This is a genomic window from Rhizobium sp. BR 314, from assembly GCF_047445805.1.
GTDB lineage: Bacteria > Pseudomonadota > Alphaproteobacteria > Rhizobiales > Rhizobiaceae > Rhizobium > Rhizobium lusitanum_B.
In genome coordinates this window covers 106,177-120,681 of record NZ_JARWLA010000006.1, presented here as the reverse complement: position 1 = coordinate 120,681, position 14,505 = coordinate 106,177, and the positions used below count along the sequence as shown (strand labels likewise).

Below are 14,505 nucleotides of genomic sequence, written 5' to 3'. Positions count from 1 at the left end.
GGATGCAGCGCATTACCATCACAATAGATGATGATCTTCTCGAGACCATCGACAAGATCAGCACGCAACGTGGCTATGCCAGCCGTTCGGAAACCTTGCGCGATCTGGTTCGCGACGCCGTGACGCGCGCCCAGCCAACCATCGATGGCGAGGCTGGCTGCTACGCAGCTCTCACCTATGTCTATGAACACGAAACCCGCGATCTGTCGCGCCGGCTGACGAGCGCACAACACAGCCATTACGATCTTTCAGTTTCGACGCTTCATGTTCATATCGACGAGCACGATTGCCTTGAAGTCTCTGTGTTGAAAGGCAGGGCAGCGGAAATCAAGGCCTTTGCGGACAGGGTAGTGACGCAGCGAGGCGTGCGCTTCGGCAATCTGCACCTGATCCCCTCGGATCATGGCGCAGACCATCGCGAAGTGCATTCGCACGACTGAGCTCACAGGCGAGTTGCCCGCGGACTACAAGGTCAATCAGAGCTGGCCTTTGATATAGGCCATGCTTTCCTTGAGGGCGCCGATCGGTTCCTTCAAGGCATGGACGGTCGGGGCAAAGGGTTCGAAAGATGCCGGGCCGGCATAGCCGGCCGACAGCAGCGACTGTAGCTGGCCGACATTATCGAGACGGTCCTCTGCATCGACCAGAACGCGATGCGGATCGCGCATGTCGGCAACCGAGACATCGAGATCGCTGACACCGGAAATATGAACAAGACCCGTCAATTGCGGGAAAGTTGCTGCTTCGCCGGCGAGATGATGATGGAAAGTATCATGTACGAGGCGGAAGATGGACTTCGCACCAAGTTCCTCAATGGCATCAGCCGCTTCACTCTTCAGGCGCAGCGAGCAGATCTCAAAGCCGAGGGGCTCGACAAGCCCGATAATACCGGCCGCCTCCAGCATCGGCTTCAGGGCCGACAGTGCCTTGCGGAGATTAGCGCGGCGCACGTCCGGTTCGCGGCCGCTGCCGTCGTTGACTGGAACGAGCACGAGGGCCTTTGCGCCGCAATCGCGCGCATAGTCGATCAGCTCTGCCGCTTCGCCGGCGCGCTCGTCGTTCCATTCATTGAAACGCTGCAGCGCATTGATCGAGATGATTGTTAGCCCCTGGCGCACGGCCAATTCCCTAACGGCTTTTGCCGGCGTGCCATCCAGTATCGCGTTCCCGGCGAGATCGTTGCGGATCTCGACGTTTTCGATGCCAAGTTCCTTTGCGGCGGCAAAGAACGATTCCAGCTTCATGGATGGCGCACACATATGATTGAGCGCGAAACGAATAGAACTCATGATGGGCATTCCTCCTCAAGGCCTCCGGCCGCAGAGACATTCCAGATCCGCAGCGCTTGCTTGTGAAGCACTAGCGATATTCATGCTTCTCTTCCATCCGATTCAGCCGTCATTCCTGATAGAATTCTCCGAGAAATGATGGAATTCCATCATTCCATTCAGATGTTTTCCGAGAGAAAAATTTCAAACGGCAGGAAGCTCTGCCCGGGGACCACGGCCTCATTGCTTTCGACAGACCTGATCATCAGGTTCATCAGTTCGCTACAGAGCGCCGGCAGCGGCGTGCCGATCGCCATGGCGACGACATCGTCGGCAAGCGCCGCCTTTGATTCCGGCGTCAATTCGTTGACGACGGCAATCAGCTGGCCGGACAACTGCTCTTCGCGAATGGCCGAAATCGCTCCCTCCATACCGCCGCCGCAGACGTAGAAGCCGATGAGGTCGGGATGCTTTTTCAGGAGATCGAGCGTCGCCTCATGCGTAATTTCGGGCGTATCGAGATTGATGAGCGTATCCAGCACTTCGAAATCGGGTGCGTTCTCGCGGAAATAGGAGCGAAAGCCGATTTCGCGCAACTCATGGCCAAGAAAGCGATGACTGCCGACGAAGCAAGCGACCTTCCCTGGGCGGCGCGCCGAACGCGCAATGATCCAGGCGGCCGTGCGCCCAACCTTGCGGTTGTCGACGCCGATATAGCCCTGGCGCGCAGTGGTGGAGAAATCCGACAGCAAGGAAAAGACCGGAATACCCTTCTCCTTCAATTCCTCGATCGCAGCCGTCACAGCCGGGTAATCCGGCGCGACAAGCGCAACGGCCTGGCTGCGAGCAGCCACCATTTTCAGCTTCTCGACAATCGCCGTCGGCGTTGAGGCGGTTACGAACTCAATTTGGGCGTTGATCCGCGCTGTCGTGACCGCTTGCGCCGCCACCGCGATCTCCTTGGCAAAAGCCTGGTAGAAGGCCTGAGCGGGCTTCTGCAGGACGAAACCCAATCGATACTGCGGCAGGTCCTCAAAGACTCGTTGCCGAAGGAGGCCAACGGCATGATACCCTATTTCCTGCGCTGCCTCGTAGACCCGGCGTGCCGTTTCCTCTCGCACCCGATGCCGTCCGTTCAGCACGCGATCGATCGTGGCAACACTGACGCCGGATGCCTTGGCGAGATCCGATATGGTTGGGCGACGCATGGCTGCTCCTGAGATATACCATCACTGATGACGCTTGCATTTGATATGTTTTGATAGATTCCATCATTTCCGCATTGAGGCAAGCGAAAAGTCGATCTATCGTTTCCGACATCAGGGGCGATGGGCTGTTGCACGTCGCAGGAGGCAGGGATGACGACGATTATCAAGCGTGACTACGATCTGCTCGGCGCGAGCGGCAAACTGGCGGTGGAGACCGGACTGGCCGCCGCCGAATGGTATCACACAGATGTTGTGCGCAAGGACATGAAGGCGCTGATGCAGCGCTCGGATGCTCCGGCAATCCGCGACACCATCATCTGGCTTGGCAGTATGCTGGCCTTCGCCGCGCTGGGTGTCTACTTCTGGGGATCCTGGGTCTGTCTTCCGTTCTTTCTCGCCTATGGCGTGCTCTACGGTTCGGCCTCCGACAGCCGCTGGCATGAATGCGGCCATGGCACGGCCTTCAAGACCCGGTGGATGAACGACGCGGTCTATCAGATCGCCTGCTTCATGATCATGCGCAATCCGGTGACCTGGCGCTGGAGCCATACACGCCACCACACGGATACCGTCATCGTCGGCCGTGACCCCGAAATTGCCGTCATGCGACCGCCGGATCTCTTCCGCCTCGTCCTAAATTTCATTGGCGTCCTCGATGCCTGGCACGCCGTCATCGACATGTTGCGCAACGCTTCCGGGGTTGTCAGCGCCGCGGAAAGGACCTTCATACCCGAGATGGAACAGCCGAAGGCTATTCGCATCGCCCGCATCTGGCTTGCCATCTATATCGTGACCATAGCGACGGCGATCGCCACGGGCTCCATCCTGCCGCTGATGTTGATCGGTCTTCCGCGCTTCTACGGCGCCTGGCATCACGTCCTGACCGGCCTGCTGCAGCATGGCGGCCTCGCCGACAACGTCATCGATCATCGGCTGAACAGCCGCACCGTGATTATGAATCCGATCAGCCGCTTCATCTACTGGAACATGAACTATCACGTCGAACACCACATGTTCCCTATGGTGCCCTATCACGCGCTGCCGAAGCTGCATGCGATGATCAAGCACGACCTGCCGGAGCCGAACCCATCCATGTGGTCCGGCTATCGCGAGATGATACCAGCTTTCCTGCGGCAATTGCGTAATGAGGACTATTTCCTGAAGCGCGAACTGCCGCCGACGGCTCGGCCCTATCGCGATGAGTTCCACAGCGGACTTCCAGCCGCAGCCGCTCAATAAACTGGACGTATAGAGGGAGGAAAATATGAGCAACTGGATCGAAGTCTGTACTGCCGACGCGATCGATGAAGAAGATGTCATCCGTTTCGACCATGACGGGCGAACCTTTGCCGTCTACCGTAGCCCCGAGGATAATTATTTCGCCACTGACGGCCTGTGCACCCACGAGAAGATCCATCTCGCCGATGGTCTCGTCATGGACAACATCATCGAATGTCCCAAGCACAATGGCCGCTTCGACTATCGCACCGGCGAAGCCAAGGGAGCTCCGGTCTGCGTCAACCTGCAGACCTATCCGGTCAAAGTCGAAAACGGCACCGTCTTCATCGGGCTCTGAGGAGGAGACCATGCCGCGTTTTGTCATCATCGGCGCAGGTGAATGCGGCGCGCGCGCTGCCTTCTCACTCCGCGAAAAGGGATTTGAGGGCGAGATTACCCTTGTTGGCGCCGAGCCGATTGCCCCATACGAACGTCCGCCACTTTCGAAAGGCGGATCAGGTGATGCGCCGGAGCCGAAATTCGTCGCAACATTGGAACGGTATCAGGAGCAGTCGATCAACCTAAGGCTCGATGCGACGGTGACGGCGATTGACCCGGTTTCGAAAACAACCAGCCTCGTTGACGGGCAGATACTCGGTTACGACAAGCTTCTGCTCGCGACCGGAGCCTCGGCGCGCAACTTTCCCGGCGCCGATGGCGTGTCCCCTCGCATCCGCATGTTGCGGACCCATGCGGATGCGTTAGCTTTGCACACGGGCATTCATCCCGGCCGGCATCTTGCCATCATCGGCGGCGGTTTCATCGGTCTCGAATTCGCGGCTACGGCGCGCCTCCGTGGCGCGGATGTCACCGTCATCGAGGGCCTGCCGCGGGTGTTGAAGCGCGGCGTGCCGGAGGAGATCGCCGGAGCGATCACGGAACGCCATCGTCAGGAGGGAGCAAATATCCGTTGCGGCCAGAGCATCCAGGCCGTGCAAGAGGATACCGACAAGATCGTTGTCCGTTTGGCCAATGGCGAAATCGTCTCGGCCGATCTGTTGCTTGTCGGCATCGGTGCCTTGCCGAATATCGCGCTTGCTGCGCAAGCGGGGCTTGTGATCGACAACGGTATTGCCGTCAATGAGCGCCTTGAAACCTCCATTGCCGACATCTATGCGGCGGGCGACTGCTGCTCCTTCCCCCTGGCACTTTACGGCGGTCGGCGCGTGCGCCTCGAATCCTGGCGCAACGCACAGGAACAGGCAAATCTGGCTGCGGCCAATATGCTGGGAGAAGGTGCGGAAATATCCGCCGTACCGTGGTTCTGGTCGGATCAATATGATCTGACGCTGCAGATCGTCGGTCTGGCGGATGAGGCGACCGTTCATGTAAGGCGAGACCTCGATAACGGGGCATTCATCCTGTTTCATTTGAGCGCCGATGGGCGATTGCTCGCCGCAAGCGGCATCGGGCGCGGCAATGCCATCGCGCGCGACATTCGCCTCGCCGAAATGCTGATTGCAGCGCGCGCCCATCCGGATCACAATGCCCTGGCGGCAAGCACTGTCAAACTGAAGTCGTTGCTTGCAGCATAAGATCGCGCCTGGAACTTGACGAAAGGCGTCAAACCATAAATGTCTTCCTGTAACGGCAAACGGGGGAAGCGATGAAGATACTCGGCATTTCTGGCAGCCTGCGCAAAGGCTCATTCAACACGGCCCTGCTTCACGCCGCCGTCGAACTGGCACCAAGCGGCGTCGAGCTGATCGCTCGGACCATTCATGGCGTGCCGCTCTATGACGCGGATCTCGAAGCTGCCGAGGGAATTCCGGAAAAGGTGCGTGAACTCAAGGAGCTAGCCATCGCCGCTGATGGAGTGATCCTGTTTACGCCCGAATACAACAATTCGCTCCCCGGCGTCTTCAAGAATGCCATCGACTGGATGAGCCGCCCCTCGAGCGACATCGCGCAGGTCTTCGGTGGCAAGCCGATCGCTGTGCTCGGCGCCTCGCCCGGCAATTTCGGCACGATCCTCAGCCAGAATGCCTGGTTAACGGTGCTGCGTACGCTTGGCGCCGAGGCATGGTTTGGCGGCCGGCTGATGGTGTCGCGAGCCGGCAGCGTCTTTGATGTCGACGGCGCCATCGTGGACGAGAAGGTGAAGCATAATCTCGCAGCCTTTGTCGAAGGCTTTGCCGCTTTCGTCGCGAATCAAAAGAAGCCGTGACCCGCAGGCCTTCGGAAGGCCGGAGAGCGAACGCCACGCCTATGATTGACCCAGCGAATGGCCTAAGGTGAATGCGGCGCCGGCATTCTGCGCCTCCGGGGCTCCGCACATTTCCTTTCGTCGAAAACCATGAAATCCAATAGTACCGGTTACGTCTTCACGCTGTTGGCCATCAGCATCTTCGCCATCCAGGACGGCATATCCAAACACCTCGTCAGCGCCTATCCGCCGCTTCTGGTGGCGATGATCCGCTATTGGGCTTTCATGCTTTTCGCCATCGCAATGGCTTCGCGAGCACCCGGCGGCTTGCGGCGCAACGTCAGGACCCGGCACCCCGCCCTGCAGGTTGCCCGAGGCCTATTGCTTGCCGCGCAGATCGTTGTCGCCATTTCGTCCTTCGTCATCGTCGGACTTGCCCATTCGCAAGCGATATTTTCATCCGGCCCGCTCATGGTGGCGCTATTGTCCATCCCGATCCTCGGTGAGAAAGTCGGCTGGCGGCGATGGCTGGCGATCTGTTTCGGCTTTGTCGGCGTGCTCTTTATTTTGAAGCCGGAGAGCGGCGTTTTCGACGCGCGCTTCCTGGTGCCGCTTTCCGGTGCGTTGCTGTTCTCGTTTTACGTCGTCCTCACCCGCTACGTCAGTCGTGAGGACAATGCCATGACCAGCTTTTTCTATACGGGCGTGGTCGGTGCCGTCGCCATGAGCTGCATAGGCCCATTCTTCTGGACGACGCTTGCCCCGCATGACTGGATCTTCATGGGCATCCTCTGCCTGACGGGCGTATCGAGCCATTACTTCCTCATCCGCGCGTACGACACACTCGATGCGGTGGTGATCCAGCCCCTGACCTATTTGCAGCTCGTCTTCTCCGCCATTATCGGCGTCACCATATTCGGGGAAAAACTAAGCGCGCCCATGGTTCTGGGCGCGCTGATCGTCGTTGCGGCCGGCATGTTCACGATCTGGCGTGAACATGCCTTGGCCAAGACCAAGATCAAGGCCGCGAAGTCCTAGACGCCTTACGCATCTACCTGAGCGCGCGGCTGCGCCTCGGTGTAATAGCTCACATATTTCTGGCGATAGCGTTCCGTTCCGCCGAAATCGCTGTAGCGCGGCAGTTCCGACATGTCGGTCTTGTTGAGGATGACGCCGAGAATGCGCGAACTGATCTGCGGCTCCTGTTCCAGAATGTCGCGCACCAAATTGGTCGGCGTCGCACCCCATTCGGTAACCAGCAGGAAGGCATCGACCTGCGGGGCAAAGGCTTTCGCGTCGATCACCGGACCGAGAGGTGCAAGGTCGACAACCACGTAGTCGAACATCTTGCGTGCATTTTCCATCAGATGCTGCATGCCCTGCGAGGACAGAAGCTCGCTAGTGTGCAGCAATTGATCGCGGACGGCGACCGGCAGAATGGCGAGCTTGGTGCGCGGATCGACCTTTACGACATTCGTCCACGGCACTTCGCCGAGCACGGCCTCGATCAAGCCTGCCTGCGGCGGCGACTTCAGCGTTCGGCTAAGACCCGGATTGCGCAAGTCGGCATCGATGAGCAGCGTGCGCTTGCCGCTGCTGGCAAGCAGGGCGGCAAAATTGGCGGCTGTCGTCGACTTGCCCTCGCCCGGCAGCGCCGAGACGACGCCGATGACGCGGTCGGCACGACCCTGCAACATCACGTCGCTGGCGAGCTTGGCATTTCTCAACGTCTCGGCAAAAATCGAGCGCGGGGCTTCGACCGATATGCGCATGATACGCTCGAAGGCGACACCATTTTCCGGCTCTTCCGCCGTTGCCGGATCCGCTCCGACATTGGTCTTGCGTTTCTTTTTTGTGCTCTTGCCCTGCTGACCAAGCAGCGGCAGATAGCCCAGGAACTTCAATCCAAGTGCGGAACGCACATCGGCTTCGACACGGAAGAAGCGATCCCGGAACTCCTGCAAGGCAGCCAATCCACAGCCGGCCATCAGGCCAATGATGACCGAAAGTGCCATGACAAGCGTCCTCTTCGGGCTCGACGGCGATGTCGGCACCCCAGCAACCGAGATGACGCGGGCCTTGGCAATCGGGAAGGAACGTTGCTGGGTCGCTTCTTCGAAACGGCCGAGATAGGATTCATAAAGCGTCTTCAGCGCCGTCGCCTTCTGGTTCAGCTCGTTCAGATGCACCAAAGACTTGTTGGCTTCGGAATTCTTGCCGACGACGTTCTCAATACTTTCACGCAGCGATGCCGAGCGCGACTGTGCCACGTCAAGCTCGTTCTTGTAGCTGGCGGTAAGCTGTTGAAGGACCTGATAGATCTGCCGGGTAATGTCCTGCCGCTCAGCCTTGAGGGCGATGGCCTGCGGGTGCTGGGCTCCGAAATTCTGTGTGACATCCTGCTCGCGCTTTTCCACGGCAAGGTAACGCGTCTTCAGATCCTGCAGCACCGAGTTATCGGTTGTGTTTGACGAAATCGTCGCGTTCTTGACAGCGTTGTCCGGGCCTTGGTCGATGATCGACTTATACTGGTTGTAACGCGCCGCAGCACTGGCGGTATCCGCCTGGGCGATGATCAGCTGCTTGTTCAAATCCGAAATCTGTTGCTCCGACATCAGCTCGCCGCCGGTCGACGTCAGGCCATTCTCGGCCTTGTATTTCTCGACCTCAAGTGATGCTTCCTGGGCGCGCTGACGCAGATCATTAAGGCGCTCCTGCAACCAAACGGAGGCTCGTTCCGTCGCGTCGAAATTGGCATTCAACTGATCGGTCAAATAGGCATCGGCATAGGCACGCGTGACCTTGGCGGCCAGCAGCTTGTCCGTCGAACTGAAAGAAACGGCGACGACAGAGCTTCGCGTGACACGCTCGACCTTGAGATTGTCCTGCAGCACGGCGGCCACCTTCTGGCGCTGCGCTTCGCGCTGCTCTCCCGGCGTCATCGGCGGGCGGCCAGGCGTAAAGACACTGACGATCAAGCCGACGCCGGATTTGAGCAAGGCTGTCGGCGAAACCGGCGGATTGAGCAGCGTGTTGTTGTCGGCGAGGCCAGCCTGATCGACGACGCGGAGCGCCATTTCGTTCGACTTGAGGATCTCGACCGCGCTGGCGATCTCCATATCCGCCTGCTGACTGCTAGCGGCAGGTCGTTGGTCTTCCGCATATTTCGTCATCGTTTCATCGAGCAATATCTGCGTCTGCGACGTGTAACTCGATGTGGCGGTGAGCAAATAGGCCACCGCCAGAATGACGAATGCGGCCATAGCAAGGAGGATCGTGCGGATGCGACGTGTCACGACCGCCATCAGCTTATCGAGGTCTATGAAGCTATCCTGGGGCTCTCCTTGCGAAGGAGTGCTGTGGAAAGTGAAATTCTTCTGATGCATGGCGACCACCTTGTCGAAGAAGCCTGAATGAACAATAGCCATGGCCTGCAGCCTTCCGGCCGCAGGCCACAATGTGAACAGGCTTAAGCGGCGGTCATCTGCGCTTCGTGCGAGACGACCAAGTTGCGGATCGAGTCATAGACCAAGCCGCCAATATCGGAGCGAGCGAGCGCAAAAGCGACGTTCGCTTCGATGAAGCCATGCTTGGATCCGCAGTCGAATGTGCGTCCATTATAGACCTGGGCATGGAAGGACTGCGTCTCGGAAAGGCGCAGCATCCCGTCGGTCAGCTGGATCTCGTTGCCGGCGCCGCGCTCCTGACGGGCCAGAATATCGAAGATCTCCGGCTGAAGAATATAACGGCCATTGAGGTAAAAGTTTGAAGGCGCCTCAGACGGATGCGGCTTTTCGACCATCTTGGTTACAGCAAAGCCATGGCGAACAGCCGCGCCCTTGCCGATAATGCCGTATTTCGACGTCTCCTCCGGAGCACATTCCTCGACTGCGACGATATTGCCGCCAGTCTCGTTATAGAGGTCCATGAGGCCGGCCATGCAGCCGCGCATGCCATAGCAGAGCATGTCGGGCAAAAGCAGGGCGAAGGGCTCATTGCCGATCAGGTCGCGGGCACACCAGACGGCGTGGCCGAGGCCAAGCGGCGCCTGCTGGCGCGTGAAGCTGACGGCACCCGGCCGCGGCAGGAGGCGTTCCAGCTCGCTGACCTGATGGCTCTTTCCTGCCCGTTGCAGTGAGGAAATCAGCTCCGGCGTATCATCGAAATGGTCTTCAATCGCCGACTTGTTGCGGCTTGTGACGAAGACAATGTGCTCGATGCCGGCCTCGATGGCTTCATCGACGGCATACTGCACGACCGGACGATCGACGATCGTCAGCATTTCCTTCGGCATTGCTTTTGTCGCGGGCAGGAAACGGGTTCCGTTGCCGGCAACCGGAATGACTGCTTTTCTCACGCGGTGCTTGGGGTCCATGGCTCTATCCTTTGTTAGAGTGAGGGCCTGCGCCCATTTCGGGCAGGGGCGAGGAGAGTTGAGGGGTTGACGTCGGCTGGCGGCCGCTCCGAAGAGACGCGGCCAGACGGCGAAAACGGGCGGCAACCGGCATGCTCAGATGTCGGACTGCGCGTGGGTTGAGGCAGGCGATCTTGAGGATCGCGGGAAGCTCGCGCTCCTTGATGCTGTCGACCAGCATCAGGAACGCCTTGACTTCCTTCAGATTGCGCGTCCGTCGCCTTTGAGCGGCGAGAGCTGCGGCCCCGAAGGGGTGTTCGGCAAAGAACCGGACGTCGGCGGCGAGCATCGCATCGACATGCTCCTTCTTCAGGACACGCGAGATCGACCCGTCGCGAATGTAATAGAGGTAGCCGACTGTCGGCTCGACGACACAGACACCGCCGCGGGCAAGTGCGGAAGCAAGAAAGGTATAGTCCTCGCCGATCCTCAACGTCTCATCAAAGCGCAGACGATGTTGTTCCAGGAACGCGCGCTGGAACACCGGCTTCATGTAGCCGAAATTGTGCTCGGACGCGAAAATCATGTTCGCGGCAATGAATTTCGCCAGCGTCAGCAACGGCAGGCGCGCTAGCATCGCCTCGGGGAACATCGGCGATGTCGTGCCGACATCCTCGCGGATGACATCAAGATTATCAACCGCGATCTGCGCATCGGCTTTCTCTGCTCTCGCGATCAGCCGCGCCATGCGATCCGGACGAAGGGCATCGTCGGAATCGAGCACCGCCACCCAGCGCCCGCGAGCAGCATCAAGACCTGCATTGCGGGCGGCACCCGGACCGCCGTTGCGCGGCATGGCGACGAGGCGGACACGCGGATCGGGATGGTTGCTCACGATCTCACGCGTGCTGTCGGTCGAGCAGTCGTCGACGACGACGACCTCCATGCTGACCGCCCCCTGGGCAAGCGCGCTGTCGATGGCACGTTCAAGCGTTTCCTCGGCATTATAGGCTGCGATGACGAAGCTGACATCGGGGATGAAATCCGTCATTGCGGTGCTTTCTCCAGGTTTCCGTATTGCTCGATCTCGCGTACGCCGAAGAGGCCGCTGACGACACCGGCATGCATGATCCCGCGCAGGCCATAGCGATGCCGCCTGACCGCCGATGCGGCGAGCAGCGCTGCGGCAACGAAGCAATAGGCGGACTTGGTGCCGGCAAGCGCGATCGCGCGCCAATGCCGCCCGCTCGCCCTGCCCTCCAGCAACATCCGTCCGTGGGTCTGCCCCATGCGGAATCGGCGCTTGGCAAGCCAGGTAACCGTGGCGCGCTTGCCGGGAACCGGCTCTTGCACCAGCGCGTCCTCGGCATAGGCGATCCTGCCCCCGGCCTGGTGCATGTGAGTAAAGAATTCGGTGTCTTCGCCGCCCGTACGCCCGAGCGCGATGTTGAAGCGACGGCCAACGAGCGAGGGTGCGCTGCGGCGCAACAGGACATTGCAGGTATAGCCCGTGCGGATTTCGCCTGCGACCCAGACCGGCAATGTCGAGTGGAAGTCGCCACTGCGCATCCAGGCAGGCGCGCCATTCGCGTAAATCGCCTGCACCGGGCCAAGAACAGCGTCAGCGCCGGTCATATCGGCCATCACCAGCAACTCTGACAGCCAATCTTCCGACGCCGTCTCATCATCGTCTATGAAGGCGACAAAATCGCCATTTGCGTGATCGAGGCATGCATTGCGGGCGATCGAGATATTCGATGCCGGGCAATGCACGTAGGCGATCTCGAAAGGAACCGCCGAGCGGATCGCATCGACACGATCTCGCGCGCTCGGCTTCACGTCATTATCGGCCACGATAATGCGTACCAGCGCGCCGGCTGGAATGCTCAAAACGGCAAGCGACAGCAATGTCTGATCCAGCTCTGCGCGGCGATAGGTGCAGATGGCGATGTCAATTCTTATCGGGCGACGGAGAGCTTGTGTCATGACGCGACCCTGCGGCTGCGAAAGCTTAGCACTTCCATCCAGAAGCCCATCGACCAGGCGAAATGCATGACCATGGCGGAGATAGCGGCCAGTGGCCCATAAGGATTCCTCTGGCCGACTGCGATCCAGAAACCATAGGCGATGCAGGCGACGGCCCAGAGGCTCACCGGAATGACGGCGATCCAGTTAAGGATCGCCAGGAAAGCGCCGATGAAGATCGGCACCACGGCGAGCGGCAACATCTGGCGCAAGCTCGGCATACTGCGATGCTTGAGGATATTGCGGGCTCGGCCGCGGCCGTAGCCGAGGTATTGTTTGAAGAGCGTCGAGATGCTCGCCCGCGGATAGTAGGTCATCGCGGTCTTGTCGGTGAGCCAAATCCGATAGCCGGCCTTGTGAAGCCGGTAGTCTAGCTCGGCATCCTCGTTATGGCTGAAGGTTTCGTCGTAGCCGCCGACGGCGCGGAAGGCAGCAACGCGCATCAATGCATGATGCCCATGTTCAGCCCAATGCCCCTTCGCTCCCTCTCGATGCTTCGAGCCGCCATTGCCAAGCTTGGAGTTCTGGGCGACCGCCGTTGCCTTCTGAAAAGCGCTGAAGCCCATGGTGCGCATGGCGACAACCACGGAGTCCGCCTCGGTAGCGCCGGCTTCCCGCACCAGCGTCTGGCAATAGTCATCCGGATAGTCGCCATGGGCATCGATGCGGATGAAATATTCGTAACCGTCGCCGAAGGTCTCGATCGCGAGATTGATCGCGGCACTTTGCAGCCGCTTCGGATTGTCGATTAGCAGCACGCGCGGATCACGGGCGGCGATTTCCCTGACGATATCGCGCGTCCGGTCACTGCTGCCGCCATCGGCAACCACGATGCGGGCATCGAGCTCATCCAGAGCCTGTTTAAGCTTGCCGATCAGCGGCTCTATGTGCCGTTCCTCGTTTAGGCAAGGAATGACGATCACACAATGCATGTCCCTTGAACTTTCAGTCGTCATTGCAATCCACCTCTATTGCGATGCAGTTGCGGGAGGGCCTTTGCGTCCATGCTCTGCTCATTGCTGCGCGTCAGGGCGGCCAGCCTGTGGACCAGTCCCTGACAGTCGGCCCGATCGATCATCCATTGCTTGCGATCCTGCGCCGCAACGGCGTTGAAGGCGGCGAGATAGTGCTGCTCGTCCATTGCGCCCAAAAGCGCAACGAGGTGATCCGCATCCGGCTTTTCGAGCGCGAGCCCGATTCTTCGAGTGGTCAGAAACCGGGCGGTTTCCGTGCCATCAACGGCAATCGGCACAGCGCCATAGAGCCCGCCCTCGTAGAGACGGTTCGGCAGCAGCCAGCTCGAATTCAGTCCTTCTTCGAAGAAATCGATCGCCCAGGAAAACTGGACATCATTATAGATCGTCGAAAGGTCCTCTGGATTCTTGTAGGCGCCAGCGAAATTCATGAAGGGCGCATCGCGCACGAAGCCATCAAAATCTGCAAATTCCGAGCGGGCCGGCCGGCCCCGCAGAACGATTTCGAAACGTCCGTCCATCCGCCGCGAGAACTCATCGAGCAAAGCCAGGGACTTGCGGCAGCGCAACGCGCCGAACCAGCCGATCTTCCATGGTTTGCCACCTGCTGGTGGTCGCGCCATGGGCGCGACTTCCCGCGCGGCAGTCTCAATCGAGAGAACCTTGTTCTCAAGCAACATGAACGGCAATTTCAGGCCGGAACGAGGACGGAAATAGCGCTCCACGAAGGCTGGCGAACTGGTGATGAGCAGGTCCGCGCCTGCACCGAAATGGCGCTCGGCACCACGAAGCGCGCCGCCCAGCACGTCGTCGCGGAGCAGCAGCCGATGGATATCGAGGCACTCGTAGACGACAGGCATGTCGCCGCCGAAAATCGACTTGGCACGATCGGCAAGCGCCAGCATTTCCAGATTGCGGCCGATAATGACATCGGGCCGGGCGACCGAACGCAAGGCGCTGCGCAGTTTCATCGCCGATTTGGCAATCGCGGTGATGCGCTGGCCGAACTGAGCATCTTTCGTCCTACCGAGCTCGATCGGCTCGATACCATGAATGGCGGCAAGCACGTTGGCGTCGCGCCGGAAACCCGCCAGCGTTACCAGCGCCCCACCGGCCTGCAGCATCAGCACCCGCCTGCGCACGGCAGGATCGGCGAGATCGTGGACGAAATACAGAATATGCAGCATCAAAAGTCCCGCTTTCGCGGCCGGCATGAACCGGGCGCCTGGTGTGGTTGGTGTTGCATCATGGC

The 14,505-nt window shown here is 59.7% G+C and carries 14 protein-coding genes; 6 read left to right on the top strand and 8 right to left on the bottom strand.

Annotated elements, in window-relative coordinates; genetic code table 11:
- Positions 1 to 2 precede the first annotated feature (2 nt).
- Entirely contained in the window at positions 3 to 440 is a 438-nt protein-coding gene (gene nikR / locus QD461_RS10770) for a nickel-responsive transcriptional regulator NikR (protein WP_414087754.1), read from the top strand.
- A 36-nt stretch (positions 441 to 476) separates the two neighbouring features.
- Here the strand turns inward: nikR and QD461_RS10765 are convergent, their stop codons facing one another.
- Complete coding sequence (locus tag QD461_RS10765; protein ID WP_414087753.1) at positions 477 to 1,289, bottom strand: TIM barrel protein; 813 nt, start codon at positions 1,287 to 1,289, stop codon at positions 477 to 479.
- 158 nt (positions 1,290 to 1,447) lie between these two features.
- Positions 1,448 to 2,476 carry a LacI family DNA-binding transcriptional regulator gene (locus QD461_RS10760; protein ID WP_414087752.1) on the bottom strand — a complete coding sequence of 343 codons (1,029 nt, stop codon included), beginning with the start codon at positions 2,474 to 2,476 and terminating at the stop codon, positions 1,448 to 1,450.
- A 150-nt stretch (positions 2,477 to 2,626) separates the two neighbouring features.
- Between QD461_RS10760 and QD461_RS10755 the strand changes: the two genes are divergently transcribed.
- The 5 genes from QD461_RS10755 to QD461_RS10735 all read left to right on the top strand — a co-directional run bounded on the left by QD461_RS10755 (position 2,627) and on the right by QD461_RS10735 (position 6,938).
- Positions 2,627 to 3,715 (top strand): fatty acid desaturase family protein, encoded by a 1,089-nt coding sequence (locus QD461_RS10755; protein ID WP_414087751.1) that lies wholly within the window; start codon positions 2,627 to 2,629, stop codon positions 3,713 to 3,715.
- Between the two features lie 25 nt (positions 3,716 to 3,740).
- Entirely contained in the window at positions 3,741 to 4,052 is a 312-nt protein-coding gene (locus tag QD461_RS10750) for a MocE family 2Fe-2S type ferredoxin (protein WP_414087750.1), read from the top strand.
- Positions 4,053 to 4,062: 10 nt separating this feature from the next.
- Positions 4,063 to 5,289, top strand: coding sequence for an NAD(P)/FAD-dependent oxidoreductase (locus QD461_RS10745; protein WP_414087749.1), 1,227 nt, complete (start codon positions 4,063 to 4,065; stop codon positions 5,287 to 5,289).
- Positions 5,290 to 5,360: 71 nt separating this feature from the next.
- The gene (locus QD461_RS10740) at positions 5,361 to 5,921 is read left to right on the top strand and encodes an NADPH-dependent FMN reductase (protein WP_414087748.1); all 561 of its coding nucleotides are present in this window, start codon (positions 5,361 to 5,363) and stop codon (positions 5,919 to 5,921) included.
- Between the two features lie 129 nt (positions 5,922 to 6,050).
- Complete coding sequence (locus QD461_RS10735) at positions 6,051 to 6,938, top strand: DMT family transporter (RefSeq protein ID WP_414087747.1); 888 nt, start codon at positions 6,051 to 6,053, stop codon at positions 6,936 to 6,938.
- A 5-nt stretch (positions 6,939 to 6,943) separates the two neighbouring features.
- Here QD461_RS10735 and QD461_RS10730 read toward each other — a convergent pair whose 3' ends face one another.
- The 6 genes from QD461_RS10730 to QD461_RS10705 all read right to left on the bottom strand — a co-directional run bounded on the left by QD461_RS10730 (position 6,944) and on the right by QD461_RS10705 (position 14,440).
- Positions 6,944 to 9,286 (bottom strand): polysaccharide biosynthesis tyrosine autokinase, encoded by a 2,343-nt coding sequence (locus QD461_RS10730; RefSeq protein ID WP_414087930.1) that lies wholly within the window; start codon positions 9,284 to 9,286, stop codon positions 6,944 to 6,946.
- Between the two features lie 83 nt (positions 9,287 to 9,369).
- Complete coding sequence (gene galU, locus QD461_RS10725; protein WP_414087746.1) at positions 9,370 to 10,275, bottom strand: UTP--glucose-1-phosphate uridylyltransferase GalU; 906 nt, start codon at positions 10,273 to 10,275, stop codon at positions 9,370 to 9,372.
- 4 nt (positions 10,276 to 10,279) lie between these two features.
- A complete protein-coding gene (locus QD461_RS10720) occupies positions 10,280 to 11,305 on the bottom strand; it encodes a glycosyltransferase family 2 protein (protein WP_414087745.1) in 1,026 nt (341 codons plus the stop codon).
- Positions 11,302 to 12,240 carry a glycosyltransferase gene (locus tag QD461_RS10715; protein WP_414087744.1) on the bottom strand — a complete coding sequence of 313 codons (939 nt, stop codon included), beginning with the start codon at positions 12,238 to 12,240 and terminating at the stop codon, positions 11,302 to 11,304. The genes QD461_RS10720 and QD461_RS10715 overlap by 4 nt, the downstream gene beginning before the upstream one ends.
- On the bottom strand, positions 12,237 to 13,235 hold the full coding sequence (locus QD461_RS10710; RefSeq protein WP_414087743.1) for a glycosyltransferase family 2 protein: 999 nt from the start codon (positions 13,233 to 13,235) through the stop codon (positions 12,237 to 12,239). Before QD461_RS10710 ends, QD461_RS10715 begins: the two co-directional genes overlap by 4 nt.
- Positions 13,232 to 14,440 carry a glycosyl transferase family 1 gene (locus QD461_RS10705; RefSeq protein WP_414087742.1) on the bottom strand — a complete coding sequence of 403 codons (1,209 nt, stop codon included), beginning with the start codon at positions 14,438 to 14,440 and terminating at the stop codon, positions 13,232 to 13,234. The genes QD461_RS10710 and QD461_RS10705 overlap by 4 nt, the downstream gene beginning before the upstream one ends.
- Between the last annotated feature and the right edge of the window lie 65 nt (positions 14,441 to 14,505).

Excerpts from the sequence above, each read along its gene's own strand:
- nikR (WP_414087754.1), top strand. The coding sequence starts at position 3 with ATGCAGCGCATTACCATCACAATAGATGATGATCTTCTCGAGACCATC.
- QD461_RS10765 (WP_414087753.1), bottom strand. The coding sequence starts at position 1,289 with ATGAGTTCTATTCGTTTCGCGCTCAATCATATGTGTGCGCCATCCATG.
- QD461_RS10760 (WP_414087752.1), bottom strand. The coding sequence starts at position 2,476 with ATGCGTCGCCCAACCATATCGGATCTCGCCAAGGCATCCGGCGTCAGT.
- QD461_RS10755 (WP_414087751.1), top strand. The coding sequence starts at position 2,627 with ATGACGACGATTATCAAGCGTGACTACGATCTGCTCGGCGCGAGCGGC.
- QD461_RS10750 (WP_414087750.1), top strand. The coding sequence starts at position 3,741 with ATGAGCAACTGGATCGAAGTCTGTACTGCCGACGCGATCGATGAAGAA.
- QD461_RS10745 (WP_414087749.1), top strand. The coding sequence starts at position 4,063 with ATGCCGCGTTTTGTCATCATCGGCGCAGGTGAATGCGGCGCGCGCGCT.
- QD461_RS10740 (WP_414087748.1), top strand. The coding sequence starts at position 5,361 with ATGAAGATACTCGGCATTTCTGGCAGCCTGCGCAAAGGCTCATTCAAC.
- QD461_RS10735 (WP_414087747.1), top strand. The coding sequence starts at position 6,051 with ATGAAATCCAATAGTACCGGTTACGTCTTCACGCTGTTGGCCATCAGC.
- QD461_RS10730 (WP_414087930.1), bottom strand. The coding sequence starts at position 9,286 with ATGCATCAGAAGAATTTCACTTTCCACAGCACTCCTTCGCAAGGAGAG.
- galU (WP_414087746.1), bottom strand. The coding sequence starts at position 10,275 with ATGGACCCCAAGCACCGCGTGAGAAAAGCAGTCATTCCGGTTGCCGGC.
- QD461_RS10720 (WP_414087745.1), bottom strand. The coding sequence starts at position 11,305 with ATGACGGATTTCATCCCCGATGTCAGCTTCGTCATCGCAGCCTATAAT.
- QD461_RS10715 (WP_414087744.1), bottom strand. The coding sequence starts at position 12,240 with ATGACACAAGCTCTCCGTCGCCCGATAAGAATTGACATCGCCATCTGC.
- QD461_RS10710 (WP_414087743.1), bottom strand. The coding sequence starts at position 13,235 with ATGACGACTGAAAGTTCAAGGGACATGCATTGTGTGATCGTCATTCCT.
- QD461_RS10705 (WP_414087742.1), bottom strand. The coding sequence starts at position 14,440 with ATGCTGCATATTCTGTATTTCGTCCACGATCTCGCCGATCCTGCCGTG.